This is a genomic window from Mesorhizobium sp. B3-1-6, from assembly GCF_006439555.1.
Taxonomy (GTDB): domain Bacteria; phylum Pseudomonadota; class Alphaproteobacteria; order Rhizobiales; family Rhizobiaceae; genus Mesorhizobium.
The window spans coordinates 209992-233816 of the sequence record NZ_VFTM01000003.1 but is presented as its reverse complement, the minus strand read 5'-3'; the positions used below and the strand labels follow the sequence as shown (position 1 = coordinate 233816).

At 63.3% G+C, this 23825-nt stretch carries 22 protein-coding genes; 11 read left to right on the top strand and 11 right to left on the bottom strand.

What is annotated here, in order from left to right; translation table 11 throughout:
- Window positions 1-12: 12 nt before the first annotated feature.
- On the bottom strand, window positions 13-528 hold the full coding sequence (locus FJ414_RS05335) for a GNAT family N-acetyltransferase (protein WP_246672303.1): 516 nt from the start codon (window positions 526-528) through the stop codon (window positions 13-15).
- Window positions 529-688: 160 nt separating this feature from the next.
- On the opposite strand from FJ414_RS05335, the gene FJ414_RS05330 reads away from it, so the two are divergent.
- The 3 genes from FJ414_RS05330 to FJ414_RS05320 all read left to right on the top strand — a co-directional run bounded on the left by FJ414_RS05330 (window position 689) and on the right by FJ414_RS05320 (window position 2809).
- Complete coding sequence (locus FJ414_RS05330) at window positions 689-1279, top strand: DUF308 domain-containing protein (protein WP_140642036.1); 591 nt, start codon at window positions 689-691, stop codon at window positions 1277-1279.
- 30 nt (window positions 1280-1309) lie between these two features.
- Window positions 1310-1897 carry a TetR/AcrR family transcriptional regulator gene (locus FJ414_RS05325; RefSeq protein ID WP_140642034.1) on the top strand — a complete coding sequence of 196 codons (588 nt, stop codon included), beginning with the start codon at window positions 1310-1312 and terminating at the stop codon, window positions 1895-1897.
- Window positions 1898-2152: 255 nt separating this feature from the next.
- Window positions 2153-2809 (top strand): outer membrane protein, encoded by a 657-nt coding sequence (locus FJ414_RS05320; protein WP_140642032.1) that lies wholly within the window; start codon window positions 2153-2155, stop codon window positions 2807-2809.
- Window positions 2810-2938: 129 nt separating this feature from the next.
- Here FJ414_RS05320 and FJ414_RS05315 read toward each other — a convergent pair whose 3' ends face one another.
- From FJ414_RS05315 to FJ414_RS05305, 3 genes are all read right to left on the bottom strand, one after another.
- Window positions 2939-4468: a YifB family Mg chelatase-like AAA ATPase gene (locus tag FJ414_RS05315; RefSeq protein ID WP_140642030.1), complete on the bottom strand. Its 1530-nt coding sequence runs from the start codon at window positions 4466-4468 to the stop codon at window positions 2939-2941.
- Window positions 4469-4635: 167 nt separating this feature from the next.
- On the bottom strand, window positions 4636-6291 hold the full coding sequence (locus FJ414_RS05310; RefSeq protein ID WP_140642028.1) for an ABC transporter substrate-binding protein: 1656 nt from the start codon (window positions 6289-6291) through the stop codon (window positions 4636-4638).
- Window positions 6292-7224: a nucleoside hydrolase gene (locus FJ414_RS05305; protein WP_246672306.1), complete on the bottom strand. Its 933-nt coding sequence runs from the start codon at window positions 7222-7224 to the stop codon at window positions 6292-6294.
- Window positions 7225-7454: 230 nt separating this feature from the next.
- Between FJ414_RS05305 and FJ414_RS05300 the strand changes: the two genes are divergently transcribed.
- Window positions 7455-8450: a LacI family DNA-binding transcriptional regulator gene (locus FJ414_RS05300; protein ID WP_181181530.1), complete on the top strand. Its 996-nt coding sequence runs from the start codon at window positions 7455-7457 to the stop codon at window positions 8448-8450.
- Window positions 8451-8528: 78 nt separating this feature from the next.
- On the opposite strand, the gene FJ414_RS05295 is transcribed toward FJ414_RS05300, so the two are convergent.
- From FJ414_RS05295 to FJ414_RS05280, 4 genes are all read right to left on the bottom strand, one after another.
- Window positions 8529-9452 carry a glycosyltransferase family 4 protein gene (locus tag FJ414_RS05295; RefSeq protein WP_140642022.1) on the bottom strand — a complete coding sequence of 308 codons (924 nt, stop codon included), beginning with the start codon at window positions 9450-9452 and terminating at the stop codon, window positions 8529-8531.
- 205 nt (window positions 9453-9657) lie between these two features.
- A complete protein-coding gene (locus tag FJ414_RS05290; protein ID WP_281405792.1) occupies window positions 9658-10059 on the bottom strand; it encodes a hypothetical protein in 402 nt (133 codons plus the stop codon).
- A gap of 147 nt (window positions 10060-10206) precedes the next feature.
- Window positions 10207-11949 carry a GGDEF domain-containing phosphodiesterase gene (locus FJ414_RS05285; RefSeq protein ID WP_181175534.1) on the bottom strand — a complete coding sequence of 581 codons (1743 nt, stop codon included), beginning with the start codon at window positions 11947-11949 and terminating at the stop codon, window positions 10207-10209.
- A 208-nt stretch (window positions 11950-12157) separates the two neighbouring features.
- Window positions 12158-13045, bottom strand: coding sequence for an MEDS domain-containing protein (locus tag FJ414_RS05280; RefSeq protein WP_181181529.1), 888 nt, complete (start codon window positions 13043-13045; stop codon window positions 12158-12160).
- Window positions 13046-13231: 186 nt separating this feature from the next.
- Here FJ414_RS05280 and FJ414_RS05275 point away from each other — a divergent pair, with 186 nt between their 5' ends.
- On the top strand, window positions 13232-14122 hold the full coding sequence (locus FJ414_RS05275; protein ID WP_140642016.1) for a LysR substrate-binding domain-containing protein: 891 nt from the start codon (window positions 13232-13234) through the stop codon (window positions 14120-14122).
- Window positions 14123-14170: 48 nt separating this feature from the next.
- Here the strand turns inward: FJ414_RS05275 and gshB are convergent, their stop codons facing one another.
- The 3 genes from gshB to FJ414_RS05260 all read right to left on the bottom strand — a co-directional run bounded on the left by gshB (window position 14171) and on the right by FJ414_RS05260 (window position 16716).
- Window positions 14171-15112, bottom strand: coding sequence for a glutathione synthase (gshB, locus tag FJ414_RS05270; protein WP_140642014.1), 942 nt, complete (start codon window positions 15110-15112; stop codon window positions 14171-14173).
- Window positions 15113-15337: 225 nt separating this feature from the next.
- Window positions 15338-15712 carry a GtrA family protein gene (locus FJ414_RS05265; protein WP_140642012.1) on the bottom strand — a complete coding sequence of 125 codons (375 nt, stop codon included), beginning with the start codon at window positions 15710-15712 and terminating at the stop codon, window positions 15338-15340.
- Window positions 15712-16716, bottom strand: a complete 1005-nt coding sequence (locus FJ414_RS05260; RefSeq protein ID WP_140642010.1) for a glycosyltransferase — start codon at window positions 16714-16716, stop codon at window positions 15712-15714. Before FJ414_RS05260 ends, FJ414_RS05265 begins: the two co-directional genes overlap by 1 nt.
- A gap of 126 nt (window positions 16717-16842) precedes the next feature.
- On the opposite strand from FJ414_RS05260, the gene FJ414_RS05255 reads away from it, so the two are divergent.
- The 6 genes from FJ414_RS05255 (at window position 16843) to FJ414_RS05230 (ending at window position 23727) form a co-directional block, all read left to right on the top strand.
- Entirely contained in the window at window positions 16843-18639 is a 1797-nt protein-coding gene (locus FJ414_RS05255; RefSeq protein WP_140642007.1) for a GtrA family protein, read from the top strand.
- Between the two features lie 257 nt (window positions 18640-18896).
- Window positions 18897-20246 carry an EAL domain-containing protein gene (locus FJ414_RS05250; protein WP_140642085.1) on the top strand — a complete coding sequence of 450 codons (1350 nt, stop codon included), beginning with the start codon at window positions 18897-18899 and terminating at the stop codon, window positions 20244-20246.
- Window positions 20247-20520: 274 nt separating this feature from the next.
- A complete protein-coding gene (locus FJ414_RS05245; RefSeq protein WP_140642005.1) occupies window positions 20521-21288 on the top strand; it encodes an SDR family oxidoreductase in 768 nt (255 codons plus the stop codon).
- Complete coding sequence (locus FJ414_RS05240) at window positions 21285-22217, top strand: 2-dehydro-3-deoxygalactonokinase (protein WP_246672302.1); 933 nt, start codon at window positions 21285-21287, stop codon at window positions 22215-22217. The genes FJ414_RS05245 and FJ414_RS05240 overlap by 4 nt, the downstream gene beginning before the upstream one ends.
- Window positions 22217-22855 (top strand): 2-dehydro-3-deoxy-6-phosphogalactonate aldolase, encoded by a 639-nt coding sequence (locus tag FJ414_RS05235; protein ID WP_140642001.1) that lies wholly within the window; start codon window positions 22217-22219, stop codon window positions 22853-22855. Before FJ414_RS05240 ends, FJ414_RS05235 begins: the two co-directional genes overlap by 1 nt.
- Window positions 22855-23727, top strand: a complete 873-nt coding sequence (locus FJ414_RS05230) for an SMP-30/gluconolactonase/LRE family protein (RefSeq protein WP_140641999.1) — start codon at window positions 22855-22857, stop codon at window positions 23725-23727. The genes FJ414_RS05235 and FJ414_RS05230 overlap by 1 nt, the downstream gene beginning before the upstream one ends.
- The last annotated feature ends 98 nt before the right edge of the window (window positions 23728-23825 follow it).

Genomic DNA, 23825 nt, shown 5'->3' with positions numbered 1-23825 from the left:
CGGCTGCGGCCCTCACCCGCCTTTGATCGTGCGCGACAGGAAGACGTCCGTGTGCCTGACATGCGCGGGCGTGTCGCGAAACGGCGCGCAGGGCCTGAAGCCGAACGCCTCGTACACGGCAATCGCGCTTTCCATATAGAAAGTGGTGTGGATCAGCACCATGCGGGCCGGGCTCTTGTCGATCTCCGCCAGGACCGCGCCCATCAGCGCGCGACCTATGCCTTGTCCCCGGAAGGATGCATCGACGAAGAACTTGTGAAGTTCCGCCGTGCCATCGCCGAACGGACCGAAGGCGAGGCAGCCCGCCGGCACGTTGCCCGATCGCGCAATGAAGGCCATGGCATCCGGCACACCGAATTGCATTGCCAGTTTATGGCCGCTGGTGCCGGGCTGGAAGAGCATCCTTATATCCTCCTCCGAGACACCATGGGGCGCGGACGCGTCGACATCCCACTGCGCTAGCCTGCCGCAGAGCATGGCCATGGTCTCGAAGTCTTCGGCGCTGCGCGCCGGCAGAACTGAAATCATCCTTCGCCCCCGCGCGGATCGGTTCCACCATACCACGCAGTTACCGGGATGCGAACGCATCGTCGAGCGCTCAACGAGGCGGCGACCTCGCAAATCGCTTGACGAACGTTGATCTACCTACTAGTAGGTTGGTGCCGACTCTCCAGGAAAGGTATCCGTCATGTCTTCACAAATGAGCGGCCAGAACCGCGCCCGGTCCTCAAACGGCTGGCTCAAAAGCTACTACTATCTACGGTTTGCCGTATCGGCGGCCTGGGTCGCGGTAGCCTTCACCGTCGCTAAGTCGGTTCCGCCGCTCGCCGCCGTCATGCTGGTGGCCTACCCCGCCTGGGACGCGCTCGCGAACTATGTCGACGCGCAGCGCAGCGGCGGGCTCGGCCGCAACAAGTCGCAGCTCCTCAATTTCGCCGTCAGCATCCTCACCGCGATCGCGGTCGCCCTCGCGCTTGGCCGCGGCATGAACGCGGTGCTTGCGGTCTATGGGGTCTGGGCGGTCGTCTCCGGCGCATTTCAGCTCCTCACCGCCCTACGCCGCTGGAAGACCAACGGCGCCCAATGGGCGATGATCCTGAGCGGCGCCCAGTCAGCGCTGGCCGGCCTCTTCTTCGTCAAGATGGCGGGCGGCGCGGAGGCCATCGGCATCGCCAATGTCGCGCCCTACGCCGCCTTCGGCGCCTTCTACTTCCTGGTGTCCGCCGTGTGGCTTTCCGTCAGCGATATGCTTCGCAAGTCGCGGCAGGTGGCGAGTTGAGCTTTCTTCCGTCGGACGTTAGGCATGTCTATGGATAAGCCCTCGAACACCGCCGATGACATCCTGGCCGCCGCGCGAAGCTTCATCGTCGCCGGCGGCTATAACGGGTTCAGCTATGCCGACATTGCCGAGGTGGTTGGTATCCGCAAAGCCAGCATCCATCATCATTTCCCCAGCAAAGTCGACCTCGTGCAGACCCTGGTCAGGCGCTACCTCGAGGATGCCGTGACGGGCATGACGGAGCTTGAGCGCAATGTGCCTGCGCCGCCGGAATTGCTGCGAACCTATGCCGGCTTCTGGGCGCAGTGCATCGAGGACGCGAGCCGGCCGATCTGCGTCTGCGCCTTGCTCGCCAGCGAGCTTCCCGCCCTTCCGCCGGAGGTTGCCGTGGAGGTCCGGGTGTATTTTCAGTTTCTCTCGGGGTGGCTGACCGGCGTCATCGAGCGCGGTGCCGCGCAGGGCGCATTGACGATCTCCGCCGCCCCGCGCGCGGAAGCGGAGGCATTCATGGCGACCGTGCACGGGGCGATGATTTCCGCCCGGGCCTACGGCGATGTCCTGACCTTCGGCATGATCCTGGCACCGACGCTGCAGAAGCTGATCCCGGCGACCGATTGAGGAGGAGATCGGCCGGCATCCGCGCCCCTTTCCGGCGATAAGTTCACGCATGAAGCCGAGCGTCCCGTTGGCGTCCTTACCGGCATCAATTGCCGCTTCAGCACTTTGTCCGCCGATCAGAAAGTGTTCCGCCTTGGACGTTCGGCAATCCCCATTTCCCGCATTGAGTGACTGTTTTGCTACAGGTTTATTAGACAATTAAGATTAAGCTCTTTGCAGTGGCGGCGATAACGAGCGACGCTTGGGAGACAATCGATGCGTTCTATCCTTGGGACTTTCCTGGTTCTGGGCGTGGCCATGACTGGGGCCAATGCCGCTGACATCGTCCAACCCGTGGCCTCCATGGAAGTTCCCTATTCCTGGACCGGCCTTTATGTTGGTGCGAATGCGGGTGGGGCCTTCGGAAAGGTCGATGGCGATTTCATCGGCATTCCTGGGTCGGCAGACATCGGCAATTTCACCGGCGGCGCTTTGGTTGGCGCCAATTATCAGTACGGTCAGTGGGTTCTCGGTATCGAAGGCGATATCAACTACCTGGGTTTCAAGAAAGAATTCTCGCCGGGGGTTGGCGGCGGCGGCCTTGGCGCAGAAGCGAGCGTCGATGCCTTCGGAACGATCCGGGGCCGCGTCGGCTACGCCTTTGATCGCTGGCTTCCTTATGTCACGGCCGGCGTTGCGATGGGTGATGTGAAGATCGATGAGCACGTCTTCGGTGTAGCCAGGACCAAATTCCAGACAGGATATGCAGTCGGCGGCGGTGTTGAATACGCTTTCAGCAACAATTGGACCGCCCGTGCGGAATATCTCTATGTCGACCTCGGCAAGAAAGACTTCGGGTTTGACCCGATCGATCCGTATAACGTGAAGACGAACTTCAGTGTCGTTCGCGCTGCCTTAGCCTACAAATTCTGATTCCGGGCATCGCAATTTGCTCATGATGATGCCGGCGCGGCTGCACGCCAAATCGCGCCGCCGTCAGGAATTGCCTTGAACAAAAAATGACAGAGCTCTTCCCCGTTCCGGCGGCATCAGGTCGCTTCATCAAGCCGCCTGCGCCATCCGCTCCGCGCTCATCCGGTAGGAAATCGCCTCGGCCAGATGAATGCGGCCGACCGTCTCGCTGGCGTCGAGGTCGGCCAGCGTGCGCGCCACCTTCAGCACGCGATGATAGGCGCGCGCCGAAAAGCCGAGCTTTTCGCTGGCGTCCTTGAGCAGCGTCAGACCGGCGGTATCGGGCTTGGCGATCTCCTCGATGATCGAAGGCGGGCAATGCGCGTTGGTGGTCGCGCCGGCGCCGAGCTTCTCCAGCCGTTCGCGCTGCATGGCGCGCGCACGCGCCACGCGCTGCGCCACCGCGGCACTTGTCTCGGCCTTGTCCGGCCGGATCAGGTCGCTCGCCGAGACCGCCGGCACCTCGATCCGAAGGTCGATGCGGTCGAGCAGCGGGCCGGAAATGCGCGCCTGGTATTCGGTGCGGCAGCGGTCGCCGCGCAAGCAGCGATAGCCGGGCTCGCCCGACATGCCGCAACGACATGGGTTCATCGCCGCCACCAGCTGGATGCGGGCCGGATAGGTGACGCGGTGGTTGGCCCGCGCGATCATGCAGTCGCCCGTTTCCAGCGGCTGGCGCAGCGCGTCGAGCGTCTGCGGCGTGAATTCCGGCAACTCGTCGAGGAACAGAACGCCGTGATGGGCGAGCGAGACCTCGCCTGGCCGCGCGCGCAGCCCGCCGCCCACCATCGCCGCCATCGAGGCGGAGTGATGCGGGGCGCGGAACGGCCGCCGGTCGGTCAGCTTGCCTTCGCCGAGCTCGCCGGCAACGGAAGCGATCATCGACACTTCGAGCAGTTCCTTCGGCGCCAGCGGCGGCAGGATCGAGGGCAGGCGCTGCGCCAGCATCGACTTGCCCGAGCCAGGCGGTCCGACCATCAAGAGGTTGTGTCCGCCGGCGGCAGCCACTTCGAGCGCCCGCTTGGCACTCTCCTGGCCCTTGATGTCGGCGAGGTCCGGCAGGTCGCGCGCGGCGAGCTTTATGCCGGCCTCGGGCCGCGACAGCACCTGCGTGCCGCGGAAATGGTTGGCGACCGCGATCAGGCTGCGTGGCGCGAGAATGTCGAAATCCTTGCCGGCCCACGCCGCTTCCGGCCCGCAGGCGAAGGGGCAGATCAGGCCCTTGCCTTCGGCATTGGCGCCGATCGCCGCCGGCAGCGCGCCCGCCACGCCGGCGATGGTGCCGTCGAGCGACAATTCGCCAAGCACCACATAGCCGGCGAGCATGTCGCCCGGGATGGCGCCGAGCGCCGCCATCAGGCCAAGCGCGATCGGCAGGTCGTAATGGCTGCCTTCCTTGGGAAGATCGGCCGGCGCGAGGTTCACCGTCACCTTCTTCGAAGGCATCGACAGGCCCGATGCGTGCAGCGCCGCTTGCACGCGCTCGCGGCTTTCGGCCACCGCCTTGTCCGGCAGGCCGACGATCTGCATGCCGACCTTGCCCGGCCCGACCATCACCTGGACATCGACCGGCACGGCCTCGATGCCCTGGAAAGCCACCGTGCGAACCCGCGCCACCATGTTTCCCGCCCCCGGATTCAGGCTCCTGCACGGCGCTGCGATCAGCCCGCCCAAGGCCTCACGCCAGACAACCACAGATTTGTCGCTGAGGCAAGAACATTACAAGAACATCGATTCGGCCGCGGCAACGGTGCGTGGCCGAACCGGTATATTGTCGCCTCCCCAGCCTACCGGTCCAGCCACACCTTCTCGAAATGCTGCTCGAGATTGGGATGCGCCGGATTGTCCTTCACCGCCGCCACCGAATGGGTGAACAGCGAGCGCCAGTAAGGCTGGATGAGGATGCCGGAATCCTGGAGGATCTGCTCGACATCCTTCATGATCCCCTTGCGCTTTTCGGCATCCGGCACGGCAAGCGCCTCGTCGAGCTTCTTGTCGAACGCGGGATTGGCGTAGCCGGATTCGTTCCAGGCCTCGCCGCTGCGATAGGCGAGCGCGAGGTTCTGGACGCCCAGCGGCCGCATGCCCCACGACGTCATCGAGAAGGGATATTTGGTCCAGTTGTTCCAGAAGGTCGAGCCCGGCAGCACGGTGCGCTTCACCTTGAAGCCGGCCTCGCGCAGTTGCGCGGCGATGGCGTCTCCGGTGCTGCGGTGCCAGTCCTCGTCGCCGGTGATCAGCTCGTGCTCGAAATCGAGCTGCCCGGCCTCCGCCATCAGCTTTTTGGCGCCTTCGAGGTCGCGCGTCTTCTTCGGCAGTGCGTAATATTCCGGATGCAGCGGGCTGACATGGTGGTGCTCGGCGACCGTGCCCTTGCCGCCATAGCCGAGCGTCAGCACGGCCTGATTGTCGGTCGCCATTTGCAGGGCGCGGCGCACGCGTATGTCGTCATAGGGCTTGTTGGTCACATTGGTGCGGGCAAGGATCGTCGCCGCCGTCACCACTTCCGACTTCACCAGCCCCAGGCCGTCCATGATCGCGACATAGTCGGCGGTGGTCTCGAAATTGGTGTCGATCTCGCCGGCTTCGAAGGCGCTCACCCAGGCGGCCGGATCGGTGCCGTAGTCGATGAACTCGATGCCGTCGAGATAGGCCTCGCCACCCCACCACTTGCCGTTCTGGCGCCGCTTGACGACGGCCTTGGTGCCGACGTCGTAGGAGACCAGTTCGAAAGCGCCGGTGCCGACCGGATGCGCGATGAGGTTGGCGCCGGCCTTCTCGTAGCCGCGATGCACGATCAGCGCGGAATATTCCGTCATCGACGGTATGATCGAGATGTCGGACGAGGACAGTTTCAGCATCACCGTGTGGTCGTCGGTGCTGATGATGGCGCCGTCGCGCGCCTTGCCGGTCTTGGCGTCGATCAGCGCGGTCATGCGGCCGGCCATGGAATTGCCTTCGGCCGCCTTGTCGCACCAGCGCTCGAGGTTGAAGACCACGTCCTCGGCGGTGAAGTCGTCGCCATTGTTCCAGGTCACGCCGCGCCGCAGATTGAGCGTGTATTCGGTGGCGTCGTCATTGACCTTCCAGCTTTCGAGCAGCGAAGGCTTGAACGTGTAGTCGGTGTCGTAGCGCACCAGCGTGTCGAGGAACTGGCGCGCGATATTGGCCATTTCCGGCCAGTCATAGGCGCGCGGGTCCTTCTGCTCCTTGACGAAGGTGGAAACGCGCAGCACGCCGCCCTTCTTCGGCTCGGCGGCTCGCGCCGGCGTCGGCGCGGCGAGCCCGATCAGGCCATAGGCGGCCACCGCCGATGCGCCGAAAATGCTTGCCATCGCCAGGAACTCGCGCCGGTGAAGGCATCCGCCCCGGACCTCCGCCGCCAGGCCCTCGACCAGCGCATGATGGCGGTCGAATTCGCAATGCTCGCTATCCTGCCCCATTTATCTCCCAGCTCCGAAAAGATCGACGAACCAGTCCCAGAAGCCGTCGACGTCGATATCGACGGCCACCCGCGCGTTTGGCGGCCTCTTTGATACATTGTTGAAATCGGCGATGGTCATGCCGCGGGTGACCTCGCCGCCGGTTTCCAGATGCACGTAATAGCTTTCGAACCTGAACAGCGACGGTTTTACGATCGCGGCGAGCGCAATCACGTCATGCAGGTTCGGGTCGTCGGCGCCGAATTCGTCCTTGCGCCGCATCATGAAGTCCAGCACCCGCGCCACCACATCCGCCTGCGGACCTGATGCAGCCCTTATCCGGTCGAACACATGGCGCGGCAGCTCCGGCTTCAGCGTGACGTCGAGGCCGACCATCGTCAGCGCGCAGCCGGATTCGAAGACGATGCGTGCGGCTTCGGGATCGCAATAGAGATTGAACTCCGAGGCCAGGGTCATGTTGCCGCCGCGGATGGCGCCGCCCATGATGGTGATGCGTTTGATCAGCGACGGCAGCTCAGGGTGTTCGATCAGTGCGGTGGCGATGTTGGTCAGCGGCCCGACGGCGAGGATCTCGAGCCTGCCCGGGTGCTGCTTCGCCGCCTCGTGGATCAATTCCGTTACGCCGCCCCCGGTAAAGCCGCGTCGCGCGGCGGGCAGCACCACGTCGCCCAGTCCGGTCGTGCCGTGGCTGACGGCGGTGCACAATGGCCTGGCGAGCGGGCGAGAAGCGCCGACATGCACGGGCGCGTCGCAGCCGAGAAAATCGATCAGATCCAGCGTGTTCCTGGCCGTCTTCTCGATCTCGACATTGCCGCAGACGGCGCCGATCCCGACCAGCTCGATCCTGTCCGCGCAGAGCGTCGCCGCCGCGATGCAGACGGCATCGTCGGTGCCGGTGTCGACATCCATCACCAGCGGGATCCTGGAAAGCATGGTCACGTCGCGGTCTCTTGCGTTGCCGGGCTTGCACTGTGGGACAGCGGAACGGGCATTGGAAAGTCTCATATATCGAGGAAGTTAAACGTTTACCTAAGGCAATACCGGCCAGCTGTCAACACGATCGGCCGGCCGGAGCTCCTGCTCGCCACCTGGCCTGTCGACTTTGCCGACGTAAGAGGCTACGGGATCAGGGCGACGGCGCTTGACAAGCAATGCGAGGACATGTGGCGGCGACCATCAAGGATATTGCGAGAGGTGCCGGCGTATCCATCGCCACCGTCTCCAAGGTCCTCAACCGCAAGGACGCCTTTATCAGCGAGGAAACGCGCAGCCGCATCTGGTCGCTGGCGCGCGAGCTCAACTACACGCCCAACTCCATCGCCCGCTCGCTGGTCACCCGTCGCTCGCAGGTCCTCGGCATCATCGTTCCGGATATTCTCAATCCCTATTTCACCGAGCTGGTTCGCGCCTGCGACGACGCTGCCCGGCAGCGCGGCTATACGACGATCCTGTGCAACTCGGATGGCATTCCGGATAAGGAGGAGGCGCATCTGGCCTTCCTCGCCGGCCATGGCGTGGACGGCATCGTGCTGGCGGCGAGCGGCGTGATCCCGAATGCCGGCCTGCTGCGGGGCCTGAACATCCCGTTCGTGTCGATGGACCGCGAGGTCCCGGAGCTCGATTGCCTGGCGGCGACCGTCGATACCGACTATCGCAACGGCGCCTTCCAGTCGGCCGGCTACCTGATCGCCAAGGGCCACACCCGCATCGCCTTCCTGAGCGGTTCGGCGGAAAGCTCGAACACCAGGATCAGGCTCGCCGGCTTCGAGGAAGCGCACCGCCAGGCCGGCATCGCCGTCGATCGAAACCTCATCCGCTGCGGCGAATTCCAGCACAGTTTCGGGCGCCAGGCGACATTGGAGCTTCTGGAAGCCACCCGGTTTTCGGCCATCTGCTGCATGAGCGACATGCTGGCCATCGGCGCCACGGTTGCGCTCCGCGAAAAGGGGCTTGTTGTCCCCGACGACTGCGCCGTCATGGGCTTCGACAACATCTATCTGGCGCCGTTGCTGGAACGCCCGCTGTCGACGATCGACCGCCGCATCTTCGAAGCAGGCACCATCGCCATCGACGCGCTGGTCGACTTCCTCGAAGGGCCCGACCGGCGCCGCGCGGCGATCGTGATGGAGCCCAGCGTGGTCGAGCGCAAGACGGCCTAATTGGCGCAGTGGGACGACGCCCGGAGCGCTACCTAATGCATGTCGCGCAAAACCGAGGTCACTTTTGCGCGACATGCATTAGGCGGTGATGAAGGCATCGACCGTACCTGAAAGCGATCGATCGATTGCGATGTGGGGTGGAAGCCACTCCATGACAGGATATCGGAAAGGCCAAGGCATGGCGATCCGGCGCAAAGAGCCGCTTTCCAGAAAAATCTCATTTACAAGGTCTATGAACCGCCCGCGGTCTCGTTCAACTCGTTTCAAAGTTTGCGAACGAATATAAGCCCGGGGGATTCGTCGCTCCTTCAGCGCTAAGACAGCCTCCGCGATGGATCGAGGATCGGGTGGAACTGTAAGCGAATAATCGTCACCCAGATAAAGGTCTCGGCCACCATGGTTCGGGGTCGTGACAACAGGTAGCCCCGCGAGAAGATATTCTGTGCTGGCGAACATTGGTCCCTCCATTTCAGAGAGACAAATTCCCACGGCTGCACGATTTAGATGCATGTTCACGTGAGCCGGCGCCAATCGGACAGGCTTGCCGGTGCTGTCAAACTCATTGATAAACACGTGACCCGGCGCGAACTCCTTGTGCCGATTTATTCGCGCCCTTTCCGACTCCGTCGTAGATGACCCGACTAAATCACGATAAAAGACAAATGCGCAACGCTCGATGCCAAGAGACAAGTCGTGGCGTTTCCACGAAGCCAGTTGCGCATTGTAGATTGCATCAAATTCTACAGGGACGTTCTTGAGGGGCCTGAATATGTATTCGGAGGTTGTTGAAGTCTTGTTGTGCAGGACGGCCGCCTCACCGGACTGGTTCAAGAGGTCAGCCTCGGCTTGTGTGTTGGATAGGAAGATCAGCGAGTGACGGGGGTTCCTAAGTCTATGCAGAACGGCATAGGTCCGGATCGTTTTGACGCTGGAATTGTTTTCGATGGACCAGGTTGGCGAGATGAGAAACCAGGCACGGTGGCTGCGTGGAAGGAGAGGCATGTGACTTGCCAATCCGAGGGGCGTGCCGGACATTCCCGAATAGGATATGAACGGATCGCCCGACAGCAAACTTGCCTGAAGAGCAGGTTGCGACTTCGCCGAAGGGTACCCTTTCCGGAGATAGCGGCGATGACGCAACATTGCTCCGACAATCTCGAATACGGTAGGAGGGCGATACCCGTGCTGTAGAGTCAACATGCGGCAATTACGCGGCCGACTTCAGCCGCTTCTCCTCCACGCAATCCCAGAACAGGGCAGCTATATCGGCGCCGCCGAAACGCTGCACCTCGCGCACGCCGGTCGGCGAGGTCACGTTGATCTCGGTCATGTAGTCGCCGATCACGTCGATGCCGACCAGGATGAAGCCGCGTTCCCTGAGCGCCGGCCCGATGCGGGCGCAGATCTCGCGCTCGCGTTCCGTCAGCTCGGTTTTTTCGGCGCGGCCGCCGACATGCATGTTGGAGCGGGAATCGTGATCGGCCGGCACGCGGTTGATGGCGCCCACCGGCTCGCCGTCGATCAGGATGATGCGCTTGTCGCCCCTGAGTTCCGAGAACTCGGTGACGAAGATCTTTTTCCGGGCGACCGTGCGAATCCGCGCCACCATCTTTTCTCAAGCCCCCGGATACCGGCTCGCTCGCGGCCCTGCGTCAGGTTGCGAGCGAGATCAAGCCAGACAACCACAGATTTTTGCTTTGGGCAAGAACATTACGGGAACATATCGACGCTGAGGTTATGCCAGCCACGCACGATCCTAACGGTGTCCAAGCTGGGGCGGGAGGCACGCGAAAGTCGCGGCATCAACGGCCTCGCCAAAGAAAAACCCTTGTCCGAAGCGGCAATTCATATCCCGTAGACGTGCGCAGTCATCGCCCGTTTGTATCCCCTCCGCTACGACACGAAATCCGAGTTCGTTCGAGATCCTGATGATCGATTCGACGATGATCTGCTTGGAGCGGCTCTCTCCAAGCCCCGTGATAAAGGTGCGATCGATTTTGATCTCCGTAATTGGAAGCTCTTCCAGGTAGCGCAGGTTCGCGTAGCCCGTCCCGAAGTCATCGATCGAGAGCCCGACCCCAAGTTGACGAAGGTCTCTCATTATCGACAGCATTTCAGCGGAGCTTTCGACCATCAAGCCCTCGGTAAGCTCAAGCGTGATCCAGGCGGGATTGACCTCGCGTTCCGACAGAACCTCGGAAACGAATTGCGGCATATCGCGAAGCTTGAATTCGATCGCCGAGACGTTCATCGAGAACTTGAGCGCAGTCGACCGGCCGTCGTTTGTCCGCTGCGCATAGTCCACGACTGCCCGCAAACCGCGGAACCCGATGTCAAGTATGAGGCCCGTGTCTTCGGCGTGCTCGATGAATCTACCGGGCTGCTGAGTTCCGAACAGGCCGTGATGCCATCGCAACAAAGCCTCACCACCGACCAGAGTTCCCGTGTCCAGCTCGACCTGCGGCTGATAATAAAAACCGAATTCGTCATTGGCCAATGCCTGCTGCATTTCGCGGGTCAGGCGCAGCCGATTGCGGGCCTGCCGCTCATCCTCGGGTTTGAATTCGCGAACCTCCAGGAAAGCCGATGATTTTGATCTGCGCAAGGCAACGCCGGCTTGGCGGGCCAGAGTCATCGCATCGGCCTTCGGGTGTCCGACGACATAACCCATGGCGAACCGCATGTTGATGGTGGCGCCGGCAACGACGAAGCTTTGCGAAAGGACCGACCGGATCGTCGCATTGGTGGTCTCAGCACTTTGGCCGGGTGTCAGCGGATGCGCGACGCCAAATTCGTCTGAGCCGGTCCGCGAGACGACGGCGATGCTCGCTCTGGCGAGCCGCTGCGCAATCTGTTTCAGGACCTGATCGCCGACGTCGTAGCCGTAGCCTTCGTTGATGTCATGGAACCCTGCCATGTCGATCTTGGCGATCAGGATCTGTTCCTGCCGGCCAACCAGGAGATTTCCAATTTCCTCGATAAAGGCATACCGATTGAGGGCCCCGGTCAGAAGGTCTGAGCGCGCACTATGCTCGATCTGCTCAGCGGCGTTCTTCCCTGCGGTCACATTGCGGATCAATCCGATGTAGTGCGTTGCCTCCTGCCCATCCGCACTGACCGGCACGAGCCGAAGATCATTCCAGAACAGACTGCCGTCTTTGCGATAGTTCCTCAAAGTGACGGATATGCTCGTCCGCCTCGCAATTGCCTCGCTAACCGCATGTATTTCAGGCTGGAGCCGGTCGCTACCTTGCAGAAAGCGGCAGTTTTTCCCGACAAGCTCGCTGCTGACGTAGCCTGTAATCTCCTGGAAGGCCCGGTTGACGTACACCAGCGCGCAATCCTTGTCGCGGAGATCACTGATGGCCACGCCGTCTCGTGAGAGATCAGGCAGCCTATTCGTGATTGTTTCCGGTAAGTGGTCGCGAAGCCAGTCCGAGCGTTCATTCCCTGTCGAGGTAACCAGCGCGCCGAAACCGGCCTTGAATTTTGGTGGCATGGCTCGCCTGCAAGACATGTGGGTTCAGGCAGAAAGTATCAGCCGCCGTCACACTTTCTACTGGGAGGAATAACAGGGCAGATGTTCACGTCCAGCGTAGCGACGCCAGTCTGGTGCGCCACGTGGTGAGGCGGGAGCGCGAAAAATGAGTACTCCGCTGGCAGACTGGCGGAACTTCCGAAGTCCGTCCTTGCTGTGTTCGTTCGCGCTAATCGCTCAGGACGATGCGAAGCAGGTCGACGGTGCTCCTCGCCCCGGTCTTCTTGATGAGGTTCTCGCGGTGAAACTCGACGGTTCGGGGGGCGATGTTCAAGATGCGGGCGATCTCCTTGCTTGAGTGCCCTTTGACGATCTGGGCCAGCACCGTGCGCTCTCTTGACGTCAGCGCATCATGTCCCGGAAATGAATTCGGCAGCATGTCCGGCGCGCCGTTGGGCTTCTTTCCGCCCTGCTGTTTTGGTTGCCTGAGCTCAGGGGACTCAAGAAACTCCCAATCATTGTTTTGCCTGATAATCGTGCCCTGATGGGCGCGCGCCACCTCGAGAAGGTCCACGATCCCGCTTTTCGCCATGGAATAAGTGCACAAGACGAGCATTTTCTGGCCCTCGACGGACCGGTCCAGGTCGCGCTCATATTCGCAAAACTTCTCCCAATGGTCGGTGCCGAGCCAGAATGCGTTCCCGCTGATCCGTATTCCGTCATAGCCTTTCGTCAGTGCGTTCCCAAGCTTTTCGTTCCAGCTTCGGATAATCCGTTTCAGGTCAAATTCACCGCCGGGCAGGTACCACTCGGCAGCACACACCATTTCGATCTGGCCGGCAGATAGGCGCGCGTCGATATCGGGAATGGAACCTCGCAGCGCGTTTCTGGCTTCTTCCTCTGTGATCGGCTCGGAGATCGCCCATAGGCAAAACTCGTTGTTCTCCAACCCGGCCTGAAAGTATGCGGCATTGGCATCTAGCAAATCTTGTGCGGCTTCGTAGAAAACGCACATATGCATGCCCCAAGAAATCTCGCCGAAAACGCCTATCCCTGACTTGCGCTGTGGGCCGGTCCCATCGTCGTCATGCCATTCTGAGGAGTGCCTGGAGGTCATCGGAAAATCACCTGCAGCGCAGGCGTTGCATATCCTTAATCGCAACATAGGGTCGCACATGGACCGGAAAGCGACGAGGCGCTCGCCGCGACATGAAAACCCAAGATGGGCATCCCTTGCCTATCACTCAAATAGATTATACTAATGCCATTAAGCGATTTGATAGCTTAATTAAAGGACGCTTCCTTGGAAATTCGACAGCTGCAGCATTTCGTCGCCGTGGCGGAGGAAAAGCACTTCACCCGGGCCGCGCAGCGCGTGAACATCGTGCAGTCGGCGCTTTCAAATTCGATCCGGTTGCTCGAGGAAGAACTCGACGCCAAATTGTTTATCCGGAGCACGCGTCAAGTAAGGCTGACCGACGCTGGACGAATGTTGCTCGACAAGGCGAGGAGTGCGCTGGATTCCATCCGGGATGCGCGCGAGTCTGTTGCAGCTGTCCGCAATCTGGAACGAGGAACATTGAGCATCGGTACGGTCCAAAGTCTGCCGGCGTTTCTTGATCTGCCCTCGCTCATCGAAAAATTCCACGCCTTGCATCCCGGCGTTGAGGTCAAACTCCGCCAAGGCAGCTCTTCGGAACTCATCGAAAGAATGAGGAACGGTCGTCTCGATCTGGCGTTTTTCCCCCTCAGCGAGTCACCAGCCGATATCAAGACCGATATGATTGCCTGCGAGCCTCTCGTCCTGGCATGTGCTCCAGGGCATCCCCTCGCGGGGGCGCAAGGCGTCTCTTTTGCTGCTCTGAAAGATGAGCCCTTTGTCGATTTCGAACCGACCTGGGGGACGCGATGGCTGGTTGACCAAGGATTTCTCGGCGCCGGCATTGGCCGACACATTGCCTTCGAGGTCAGCGATCTCGAAACTCTCTTCGAGTTGGTGAGGCGAGGCATGGGCGTGGCTCTTTTACCCGAAGCGATCGCGGAAGCTCGTCTCCCCTCGCTCGGAATTGCTCAACTCGCCGGGCCGGAGATTTGCTGGGAACTCGTGGTGGCCTACCAGACAGTAGAAGGCGACGATGAGGGACCGCCAGATCATGCTGCGCGAGCCTTTTTGAATCTATTGGATATGCCATAGGGTCGGTCGAATGCCACTGCCCGAACTGACCCATAGCGCGGGCCGAAGCTACCCCCGCTTCTCCTCCACGCAATCCCAGAACAGGGCAGCTATATCGGCGCCGCCGAAACGCTGCACCTCGCGCACGCCGGTCGGCGAGGTCACGTTGATCTCGGTCATGTAGTCGCCGATCACGTCGATGCCGACCAGGATGAAGCCGCGTTCCCTGAGCGCCGGCCCGATGCGGGCGCAGATCTCGCGCTCGCGTTCCGTCAGCTCGGTTTTTTCGGCGCGGCCGCCGACATGCATGTTGGAGCGGGAATCGTGATCGGCCGGCACGCGGTTGATGGCGCCCACCGGCTCGCCGTCGATCAGGATGATGCGCTTGTCGCCCTTGCGCACGTCCTTGAGATAGCGCTGCACGATATAGGGCTCGCGGAACAGCTGGCCGAACATCTCGAGCAGCGAGGCGAGATTGCGGTCGGCTTCTAGCAGATGGAAGATGCCGGCGCCGCCATTGCCGTAGAGCGGCTTGACGATGATGTCGCCGAATTGCTTGCGGAAGGCGGCCACCTCCTGAGAGTCCTTGGTGATCAGCGTCTCCGGCATCAGGTCCGGGAATTCGGTGACGAAGATCTTTTCCGGGCTGTTGCGCACCCAGGCCGGGTCGTTGATCACCAGCGTCTTCGGATGGATGCGCTCCAGTATATGCGTGGTGGTGATGTAGTTCATGTCGAAGGGCGGATCCTGCCTCAGCAGCACCACGTCCATCTCGGAGAGGTCGGTGCGCACCTTCTCGCCGAGCGAATAGTGGTTGCCCTTCTCGTCGCGCACCTGCATCTCCTCGATGCGCGCGAACACCTTGCCGCCCAGCATCGACAGCCGGTCCGGCGTGTAGTGAAAAAGCTTGTGGCCGCGCCGCTGCGCCTCCAGCGACAGCGCGAAGCTGGTGTCGCCGGCGATCGACACGGTGGAGACATGGTCCATCTGGACGGCGATCTTCAGCGGCATTTGCGGTCTCCGGGGAACTCAGACGCCCGATATAAGGAAATCGGCGGCGCCTGCCAATCGTGCTCGCTTGGTGCAGAAGCTCAGAGACCCGTTTCGAAATTCGCTCTGGCGAGTCATATGGTGGTTGTTTCGAGAACCGGAGCGGAGCGGACGTTTGGGTCCGTGAGCACCGGAAGCGCAGAAACCGCCATCAGATGGCCGCCAGAGTAGAATTTCCAAACGGTCTCAGCGGTCGAAGACCAGCCTGGAATAGCCCAGGAAGGACAGCGTCATCGCGACGACCGAGGCGACGCCAAGGGCCGCCAGCGGCGTCAGCGCAGGCAGCGCGAAGAGCAGCGCGCAATAAACCAGGTAGTTGACGATGCCGGTGGCGATGCCGACGCCGCCATAGCGCGCGCCTTCCTGCGCCAAGCCTCGGCTCGACGGCGAGAAGGTCAAATGGCGGTTGATCTGCCAGGTGACGCAGAGCGCGAAGCCGATCGACAGCACGCGCGCCGCTATCGGGCCGAGCGGCGTGGTGGCAAGCAGCAGCCAGAGCGCCGCCGCGTCGGCGACGAAACCGATGCCGCCGGTAAGGATGAAGCGGACGAGGCGGCCCACTATGCCGCCCGCGAGGCCTTGCCCGGCTCGCTTTTCGATGAGGCCTGCCCGGATATCCCGCGCTCGGCCCGGCCGGAGGAAATCGACAGGTAGAAGATGCGCTTCTGCTCGGCCCGGCCGCGCGACACCGAATCGAGGATCAGCCCGGTCATCATCGAAAGCATGGCCAGAAGCAGCATGCCGATCGACAGCACCCAGGTCGGCATGCGCGGCACCAGTCCTGTCTCGGCGAATTCGACCAGCACGGGTATCATCAGGCCGACGCTCGCCGCCAGGAAGAACAGCGCGAACGTGCCGAAGAAGCGCAGCGGCTGCGTCTCCTTCACCAGCATGGCGAACATCCACAGGATCCTGGCGCCGTCGCGGAAAGTCGACAGTTTCGACGACGAGCCCTCCGGGCGGCGGCCGTAATCGAGCGCCATCTCGCTCACCGGCAGCTTGAGCTGCGAGGCATGCACCGACATCTCGGTCTCGATCTCGAAGCCGCCGGACACGGCCGGGAAACTCTTGACGAAGCGGCGCGAAAACACCCGGTAGCCGGAGAAGATGTCGGTGAAGTCGGTCCCGAACAGGCCCTTGTAAAGGCGGTTGAAGACGCGGTTGCCGAAGGCGTGGCCGTTGCGGCCGGCATCGTCGGTGACGCCGCGCCTGGTGCCCACCACCATGTCGGAGCGCTCCGTCTGCAGCACATTGATCAGCTGCGGCGCATCTTCCGGCGCGTAGGTGCCGTCGCCGTCGGCCATCACATAGATGTCCGCGTCGATGTCGGCGAACATGCGCCGCACCACATTGCCCTTGCCCTGGCGCGGTTCGCGCACGACGGTGGCGCCGGCCGCGCGAGCTTTCAGCGCCGTGAGGTCCTTGGAATTGTTGTCGTAGACATAGATCGCGGCCGAAGGCAGCGTCTCGCGGAAGCGCAGCACGACCTCGCCGATCGTCAGCTCCTCATTGTAGCAAGGCAGGAGCACGGCAATAACCGGCTCGTGGCGGACTGCATGCGGCATGTCTGTCTCCGGACGCTCGACCAGCCTCCAGCCGTCCCTGTGCCGGCCCCTCGAGCCGTTTTACTATTTATTGAAGCCGTTAAGGCTAGGTTTAAAACCGATCCTCTCCCTGCAAAGGCCACTGCAATGGGCACAACCGAGACCGGCGCCGCCACCTGGAAGTCCGATCTGGTGCTGGCGCTGCTTGCGGCCCTGCTCGCCTTCGCCGTCGATGCGTGGGCCGGCTTTGGCCAACTGACCGATGCCGGCGGCGACAACGACAATCTGCTGCGCCTCGTCGAGGTCCGCGACCTGCTGGCCGGCCAGGGCTGGTTCGACCTGCACCAGTACCGGATGGGGCTGGAAGGCGGCTTCGTCATGCACTGGTCGAGGCTGGTCGACGCGCCGATCGCGGCCATCGCGCTTGCCGCTTCCGCGCTCACCGGCAGCAGGCCGGTTGGCGAGGACGTGGCGCAGGTGCTGTGGCCGGCGCTGCTGCTTTGGTCGACCTTGTTCTTCACCGCCCGCGCCGCGCGCAGCTTCGGCGGCGGCGGCGCGGTGCTGCCCGCCATCCTGATTGGCGCGGCCGGCTACTATTTCATCGGCATCTACGACCCCGGCGCGCTCGATCATCACAACGTCCAGCTGATGCTCACCATGGCGAGCCTAGCTTTGCTGCTCGAGGCGCCTTCCCGGCGCTGGGCCGCGCTGTTGTCCGGCCTCTGCGCCGCGCTGACGCTCGCCGTCGGCATGGAAACCGTGCCCTACGTCGCCACCATCGGCCTTTGCGTGTCGCTGTTGTTCGTCGCCGATCCGGGCGGCGAGCGGGCGATCGCCCGGGATTTCGGCCTCGGCTTCGCCGGCGTCGCGGCGCTTGTCTTCCTGGTCACCATCCGTCCGTCTGATTGGGGCGCGGCGCAGTGCGATGCCTTCTCGGTGGCGCAGTTCGTCGTCGCGGCCATTGCCGGCATCGGCCTGGCGGCAATCGCCGCTGTCGAGCCCGCCGCAGGCAGCTGGCGGCGCAGATTGGCGTCGCTTGCCGCGCTGGGCGTCGTGCTCGGCGTGGTCGTGGCGGTGCTGTTCCCGCAATGCCTCTCGGCGCCCTACGCCTCGCTCGACCCGCGCCTCAAGGAATTGTGGCTCGACCATATCGACGAGGCCCAGTCGCTGTTCACGCTGCTTGTCCGCGATCCGGCGCGTGTCGCGGCGCGTTACGCCACGCCGCTGGTCGCGATCGTCCTGATGGCGCTGCATCTGCGCCGCGGCGGCTGGCGGCGGCAGGACAGCCTCGTCGCGGCACTGCTCGCCGTCGCTTTCGTGGTCGGCGCCTGGCAGGTGCGCGGCACCACCTTCTCGATCGCCTTCGCGGTCGTCCCGCTGTCGGCCTGGATCGCCAAATGGCGGGCGCGGGCCGAAACCAGTTCCTCATTTAGCGTGGCGCTGCGCCTTGCGGCTGTCTGGCTGGTCTCGATCAATCCGGTATGGACGGGCGTCGCCGCGGCCGCCTCGGTCGCGTTCGAAAAAGGCAAGGCCGTCGCCGACGGCAGCGCAACGGACAAGACCTGCGAGAAGAAGGCCACCTTCACGCCGCTTGGCGCCATGGCCGATACCACCGTGCTCACGATTTCCAATCTTGGAGCGCCCGTCCTCGTCTATAGCGACCATCGCGTCTTCGCCGGTCCCTATCACCGCAATGTCGCCGGCAATCTCCTGGCGCTGGACGCCTTTCTCGGCTCGGCCGACAACGCGCGCGCAATCGTCGAGGCGCATCGTGTCGGCCTCGTCGCCGTCTGCCCCGGCAATGTCGAGACCCTGATCCTGACCCGGAAAGCCCCGCAGGGCTTCCTTGCCGGCCTGCTGCGCGGCTCCGTGCCGGACTGGCTCGAGCCGGTCAGCGGGAAAGGCAGCCCGATCGAACTCTACCGCGTAAAGCAAGCCGGCTAAAGCAATGTCCCGAAAGGCGCGAAGCGGCCATCCGTTCGCCTTAACCGGGAGCATCCCGGAAAAGGTCGTTCGATATTTCTATTAGAGATTACGCATGAACGACTATTTGGGGCTAGATTACCGCTTTTTGCCCGAAGCTGAACAGCCGCCGGCGAGGCAAGCAACTTTTGCATAACAGAAAATCGATTTTCCGATACTTTTCCTAAACGCTTTGCTGCCAGTGTGGCCGAAAATACCGACATCAGAACAGAGGCATGATGCAAACGACGTTTGGCACCGGTCAGCCAGGCAAGGAAAATACGGATCTGGCCTTCACGGATTCGTTGACCGGGCTCGGCAACCATCGTCGCTTCTTCGACAAGGTCGATCGCCTGATCAGCGACCGCGCCGACGATCCCGCGCCGTTCACCGTCGGCATCCTCGACCTCGACGGCTTCAAGCCGATTAACGACCTGTTCGGCCACAAGGCCGGCGACGACATCCTGATCCAGGTGGCGATGCGGCTGCGCGCCTCGATGGATGGCTACTCCACCGTCTGCCGCATCGGCGCCGACGAGTTCGCCTACCTCTACCCGATGGTGTTCTCGGAGGAGCAGGCGGCCGAGAAGTCGCGCATGCTGATCGAGATTCTGTCGGCGCCCTATGATGTCGGCGAACGCACCGCCAGGCTTTCGGCCTCGGTCGGCTGCTCACTGTTCTATTCCGGCGACGAGACCACCGAGATCCTCATCAATAAGGCCGAGACCGCGCTCTATCACGCCAAGCGCTCGGGCCGCGGCCGCGTCGTCGTCTACACCCGCGAGATGGAAGAGGCGGCCAAGCGCGTCACCCGCATCGAGCAGGCGCTGCGCCGCGCCGTCTCGGCCGGCGAGGTCGAACCGCATTTCCAGCCGATCGTCGACTTGAACAGCCGCCGCACCATCGGCTTCGAGACGCTGGCGCGCTGGACCGACCGCGACCTCGGCGTCGTGCCGCCATCCGTCTTCATCCCGATCGCCGAGGAACGCGGCATCATCGGCCCGCTGTCGCAGCTGGTGCTGCGCAAGGCGACCGAGGCGGCGCGCAGCTGGCCGAAGGAATTGTTCCTGTCCTTCAACCTGTCGCCGTCGCAGCTCGTCGACCAGAACACCGGCCTGCATATCCTGGCCATCCTCGACCGCACCGGCTTCGATCCGCGCCGGCTGGAGATCGAGATCACCGAGACCGGCCTGATGAACGATCCGGCCTCGGCCGAGAAGATCGTCGAGGATCTGCGCCGCGTCGGCATCCGTGTCTCGCTCGACGATTTCGGCACCGGCCAGTCGTCGCTCGGCCGCCTGCGCGAGTTCCATTTCGACAAGCTCAAGATCGATCGCGCCTTCGTCTCCTCCATCCTCGACGACCGCCCGTCCGAGCACATCATCCGCGCCATTCTTGCCATGTGCGAGGGGCTCGGCATGGATGTCGTCGCCGAAGGCATCGAGGACGAGGCGCAGGCCGACCGCCTCGTCCAGTTCGGCTGCGCCGGCGGACAGGGCTATCTGTTCGGCAAGCCGGCCGATGCCGACGCCACGCTCGGCTATCTGCGCGATTCCTATCGCGGAGCGCTGCACGCCAAGGCAATCTGACAAGGTCTGTTGATATTCAGGTGAGGCCGGTCTGCAAATGGCGGTCTCCTGCGCTTCCGGTGCTCACGTACTTTAGGTACGCTCCGCTCCGGTTCTCGGAACCCACCATTTTCGATTCGGCCTGACCTGAATCTCAACAAACCTTGAGCTGCTTCCGGGAGGCGGAGGTGCAGACCTCATTTGTCGGACATAAGCTTCCGAAATCCGACGTTTCTCCCTTGCTCCCGCGCTTTGTCTGGCTAGGATGCGCGCCGGCAAAACGGGAGAACGGATCATGATGCCATCGGCGCGTTTCGCCGACCTTGACGGCGCCTCGGTGCTGATCACCGGCGGCGGCTCCGGCATCGGCGCCGCGTTGACGGAAGGCTTCATGCGGCAGAACGCGAAAGTCGCCTTCATCGATATCGCCGACAAGCCAAGCACTGCCCTTGCCGACCGGCTGGAGAATGAGATTGGCCGCCGCCCGCTCTATCTCAAGGCCGATCTGCGCGACATCGAGGCGCTGCGCGCCGCCGCGGCCAGGGCGGCTGAAGCGCATGGCGACGTCACGGTGCTGGTCAACAATGCCGCGCTCGACGAGCGTCACGCGGTGGAAGACGTCACCGTCGAGTTCTGGGACAACAATCTCGCCGTCAATCTGCGGCCGCATTTCTTCACCGCGCAGGCGGTGGCGCCCGGCATGAAGCGCGCCGGCGGCGGCTCGATCATCAACTTCACCTCCACCTCCTATCTGATCAACCACCCCGACATGCCGGCCTACACCGCGGCCAAGGCAGGCATACTCGGCCTGACCAAGGGCCTTGCCGGCAAGCTCGGCGGCGACCGCATCCGCGTCAACGCGGTGGCGCCGGGCTGGGTCATCACCGAACGGCAGCGCGAGCTTTGGGTCACCGATGAGGGACTTGCCGCACATGTCGCCAAGCAATGCATCAGGCAAGTGATGCAGCCCGACGACATGGTGGGCACGGTGCTGTTCCTGGCGTCGGATGCTTCGCGCATGCTGACCGCGCAGATGTTGATCGTCGACGGAGGCTTCCTGTGAGCCCGGCACCCGCGGTCGCCGCGCTCGACTGGGGCACGACCAGGCTCAGGGCCTGGCTGCTCGACGGTACGGGCAAGGTTCTTGCCGAGCGGCGCGGCGACGACGGTCTGATCACCGCCCGCGAAAAAGGTTTTGCCAACGTGCTGGAAGGCCATCTTGGCGCCATGGGCGCGCCGGACACGCTGCCCGTCATCATCTGCGGCATGGCCGGTTCCCGGCAAGGCTGGATCGAGGCGCCCTACGTCACCGTGCCGGCGCCGATCGGCGCCGTCTTGCGCGGCGCCGCCCGCATCGAGGGCTCGAGCCGCGACATCCGCATCGTGCCAGGTCTCGCGCAGCGCCTGGCCGAAGCGCCGGATGTCATGCGCGGCGAGGAAACCCAGCTTGCCGGCGCCGGTTTGCCGGCAAAGGGACGCCATCTCGTCTGCATGCCCGGCACGCATTCCAAATGGGTCGCGGTCGAGGATGGCTCGGTCGAAGGTTTTGGCACCTGGCCGACCGGGGAATTGTTTTCGGTGCTCGCCACGCACTCGATCCTGAAACATTCGCTGGGCGAGCATCCCGCTCCGGTCGCCGCGGACAGCCCGTTCTTCGGGCAGTGGTGCGAGCGGGCCCTGGGCGAGGGTGGTGAGGTCACCTCGAAACTGTTTGCCATCCGCGCAGCCGGCCTCTTGCAGGATCTGCAGCCCGCCGATGCGGCGGCATGCCTGTCCGGACTTCTGATCGGCGGCGAGATCGCCTCGGCGAGGCGCCGCTATGGCGCGAGCGACGCACCGGTGGCGCTGGTCGCTTCGGGCGCGCTGGCCACGCTTTATGGCGCGGCGCTCGGCCTTGCCGGCCTTGCTTTTCGCACTGTCGACGCCGATGAAGCGGTGCGCGCCGGTCTCGTCGAGGCCGCGCGCGAGAACGGCATGATTGGAGGCGCTTGATGAGCCAGACCGCACCCTTCCCGAAGCTGAAACGCGGCCTTGTCGCCATCCTGCGCGGCCTCAAGCCGGCGGAAGCGGTGGCGATCGGCCGAGCGGTCCACGACGCCGGCATCGAGGCGATCGAAGTGCCGCTCAATTCGCCGGAGCCGTTCGTCTCCATCGCCGATCTGGTCAAGGCGCTCCCGCAGACCGCGCTGATCGGCGCCGGCACGGTGCTGACGGCGACGGACGTCGATGCTTTGCACAAGGCAGGCGGACGCCTGCTGGTCAGCCCCAACATCGATGCCGAGGTCATGGGCCGCGCCATGCATCATGGCATGGTGACGATGCCAGGCGTGTTCACGCCCACCGAGGCTTTCCAGGCGATCCGGCTCGGCGCCTCGGCGCTGAAATTCTTCCCCGCCAGCGTGCTTGGATCGAGCGGCATCGCGGCGATCCGCGCCGTGCTGCCGGCAACGACGCTGGTCGGCGCCGTCGGCGGCGTTTCCGACAAGGATTTTGCCGGCTACAAGGCGGTCGGCGTCAGCGTCTTCGGCCTGGGGTCGAGCCTCTACAAGCCGGGTGCGACAGTCGAGGACGTGGCGCAGCGCGCCCGCGCCGCGGTCGCCGCCTGGGACGAAGCTTTCGGAGTGGCGTGATGGACGGCGTTTCGGTTTTTTCCGACCATATCTGCGAGCTCGGCGAAGGCCCGAGCTACGATCCCACCACCGACACGCTGTTCTGGTTCGACATCGTCAACGGCAAGCTTCTGGAAAAGCCGCTCGCCGGCGCGCTGAAGGTGCATGATCTCGGCACCATGGCCAGCGCCATCGCCGTCATCGACGACGACCGTCAACTGATTGCCACCGAGATCGGCCTGCAGGTCCGGGACGTCAAGACCGGCAGGCTGACGCTGCACACGCCGATCGAGGCCGACAACCCGCTGACGCGCTCCAACGATTCCCGCGTTCATCCCTGCGGCGCCTTCTGGACCGGCACGATGGGCAAGGACGAGAAGAAGGGCGCCGGCTCGATCTACTGGTTCTTCAAGGGCGAGCTGCGCCGGCTGTTTTCGGGCATCACAGTCTCGAATTCCATCTGCTTCTCAGAGGACGGCAAAATCGCCTACTACACCGACACCGCGACCGGGCTTCTGATGCGCGTCGCCTGCGATCCGGCGACCGGCCTGCCCGCCGGTGAAGTGAAAGTGTTCGTCGATCATCGCTCCTCGAAAGGCTATGTCGACGGTTCAGTCGTCGACCGCGACGGCGTGCTGTGGAACGCCGTCTGGGGCGGCAGGGCGGTGAAGGCCTATGCGCCCGACGGCACGCTGCTGCGCGAGATCGCCATGCCGGTGACCCAGGCGTCCTGCCCCGCCTTTGTCGGCCAGAAAGCCGACCGGTTGGCGGTGACCTCGGCCTGGAAAGGCAAGGACGAGAAGCAGCGCGCTCTCGATCCGCAGGCCGGCATGACCTTCCTGCTCGACATTCCGGTCAAAGGCCGCTTCGAGCCGCGCGTGCTGATCGCCTGAGCGGAACGGCGCGCAGCTGTCGCGCAACCGTCCGGCCCGGTCGGTTTCCCGCAAGCCAATCATGGGCGCCATGCGATGGTGGCGGCCGACGTCCCTCC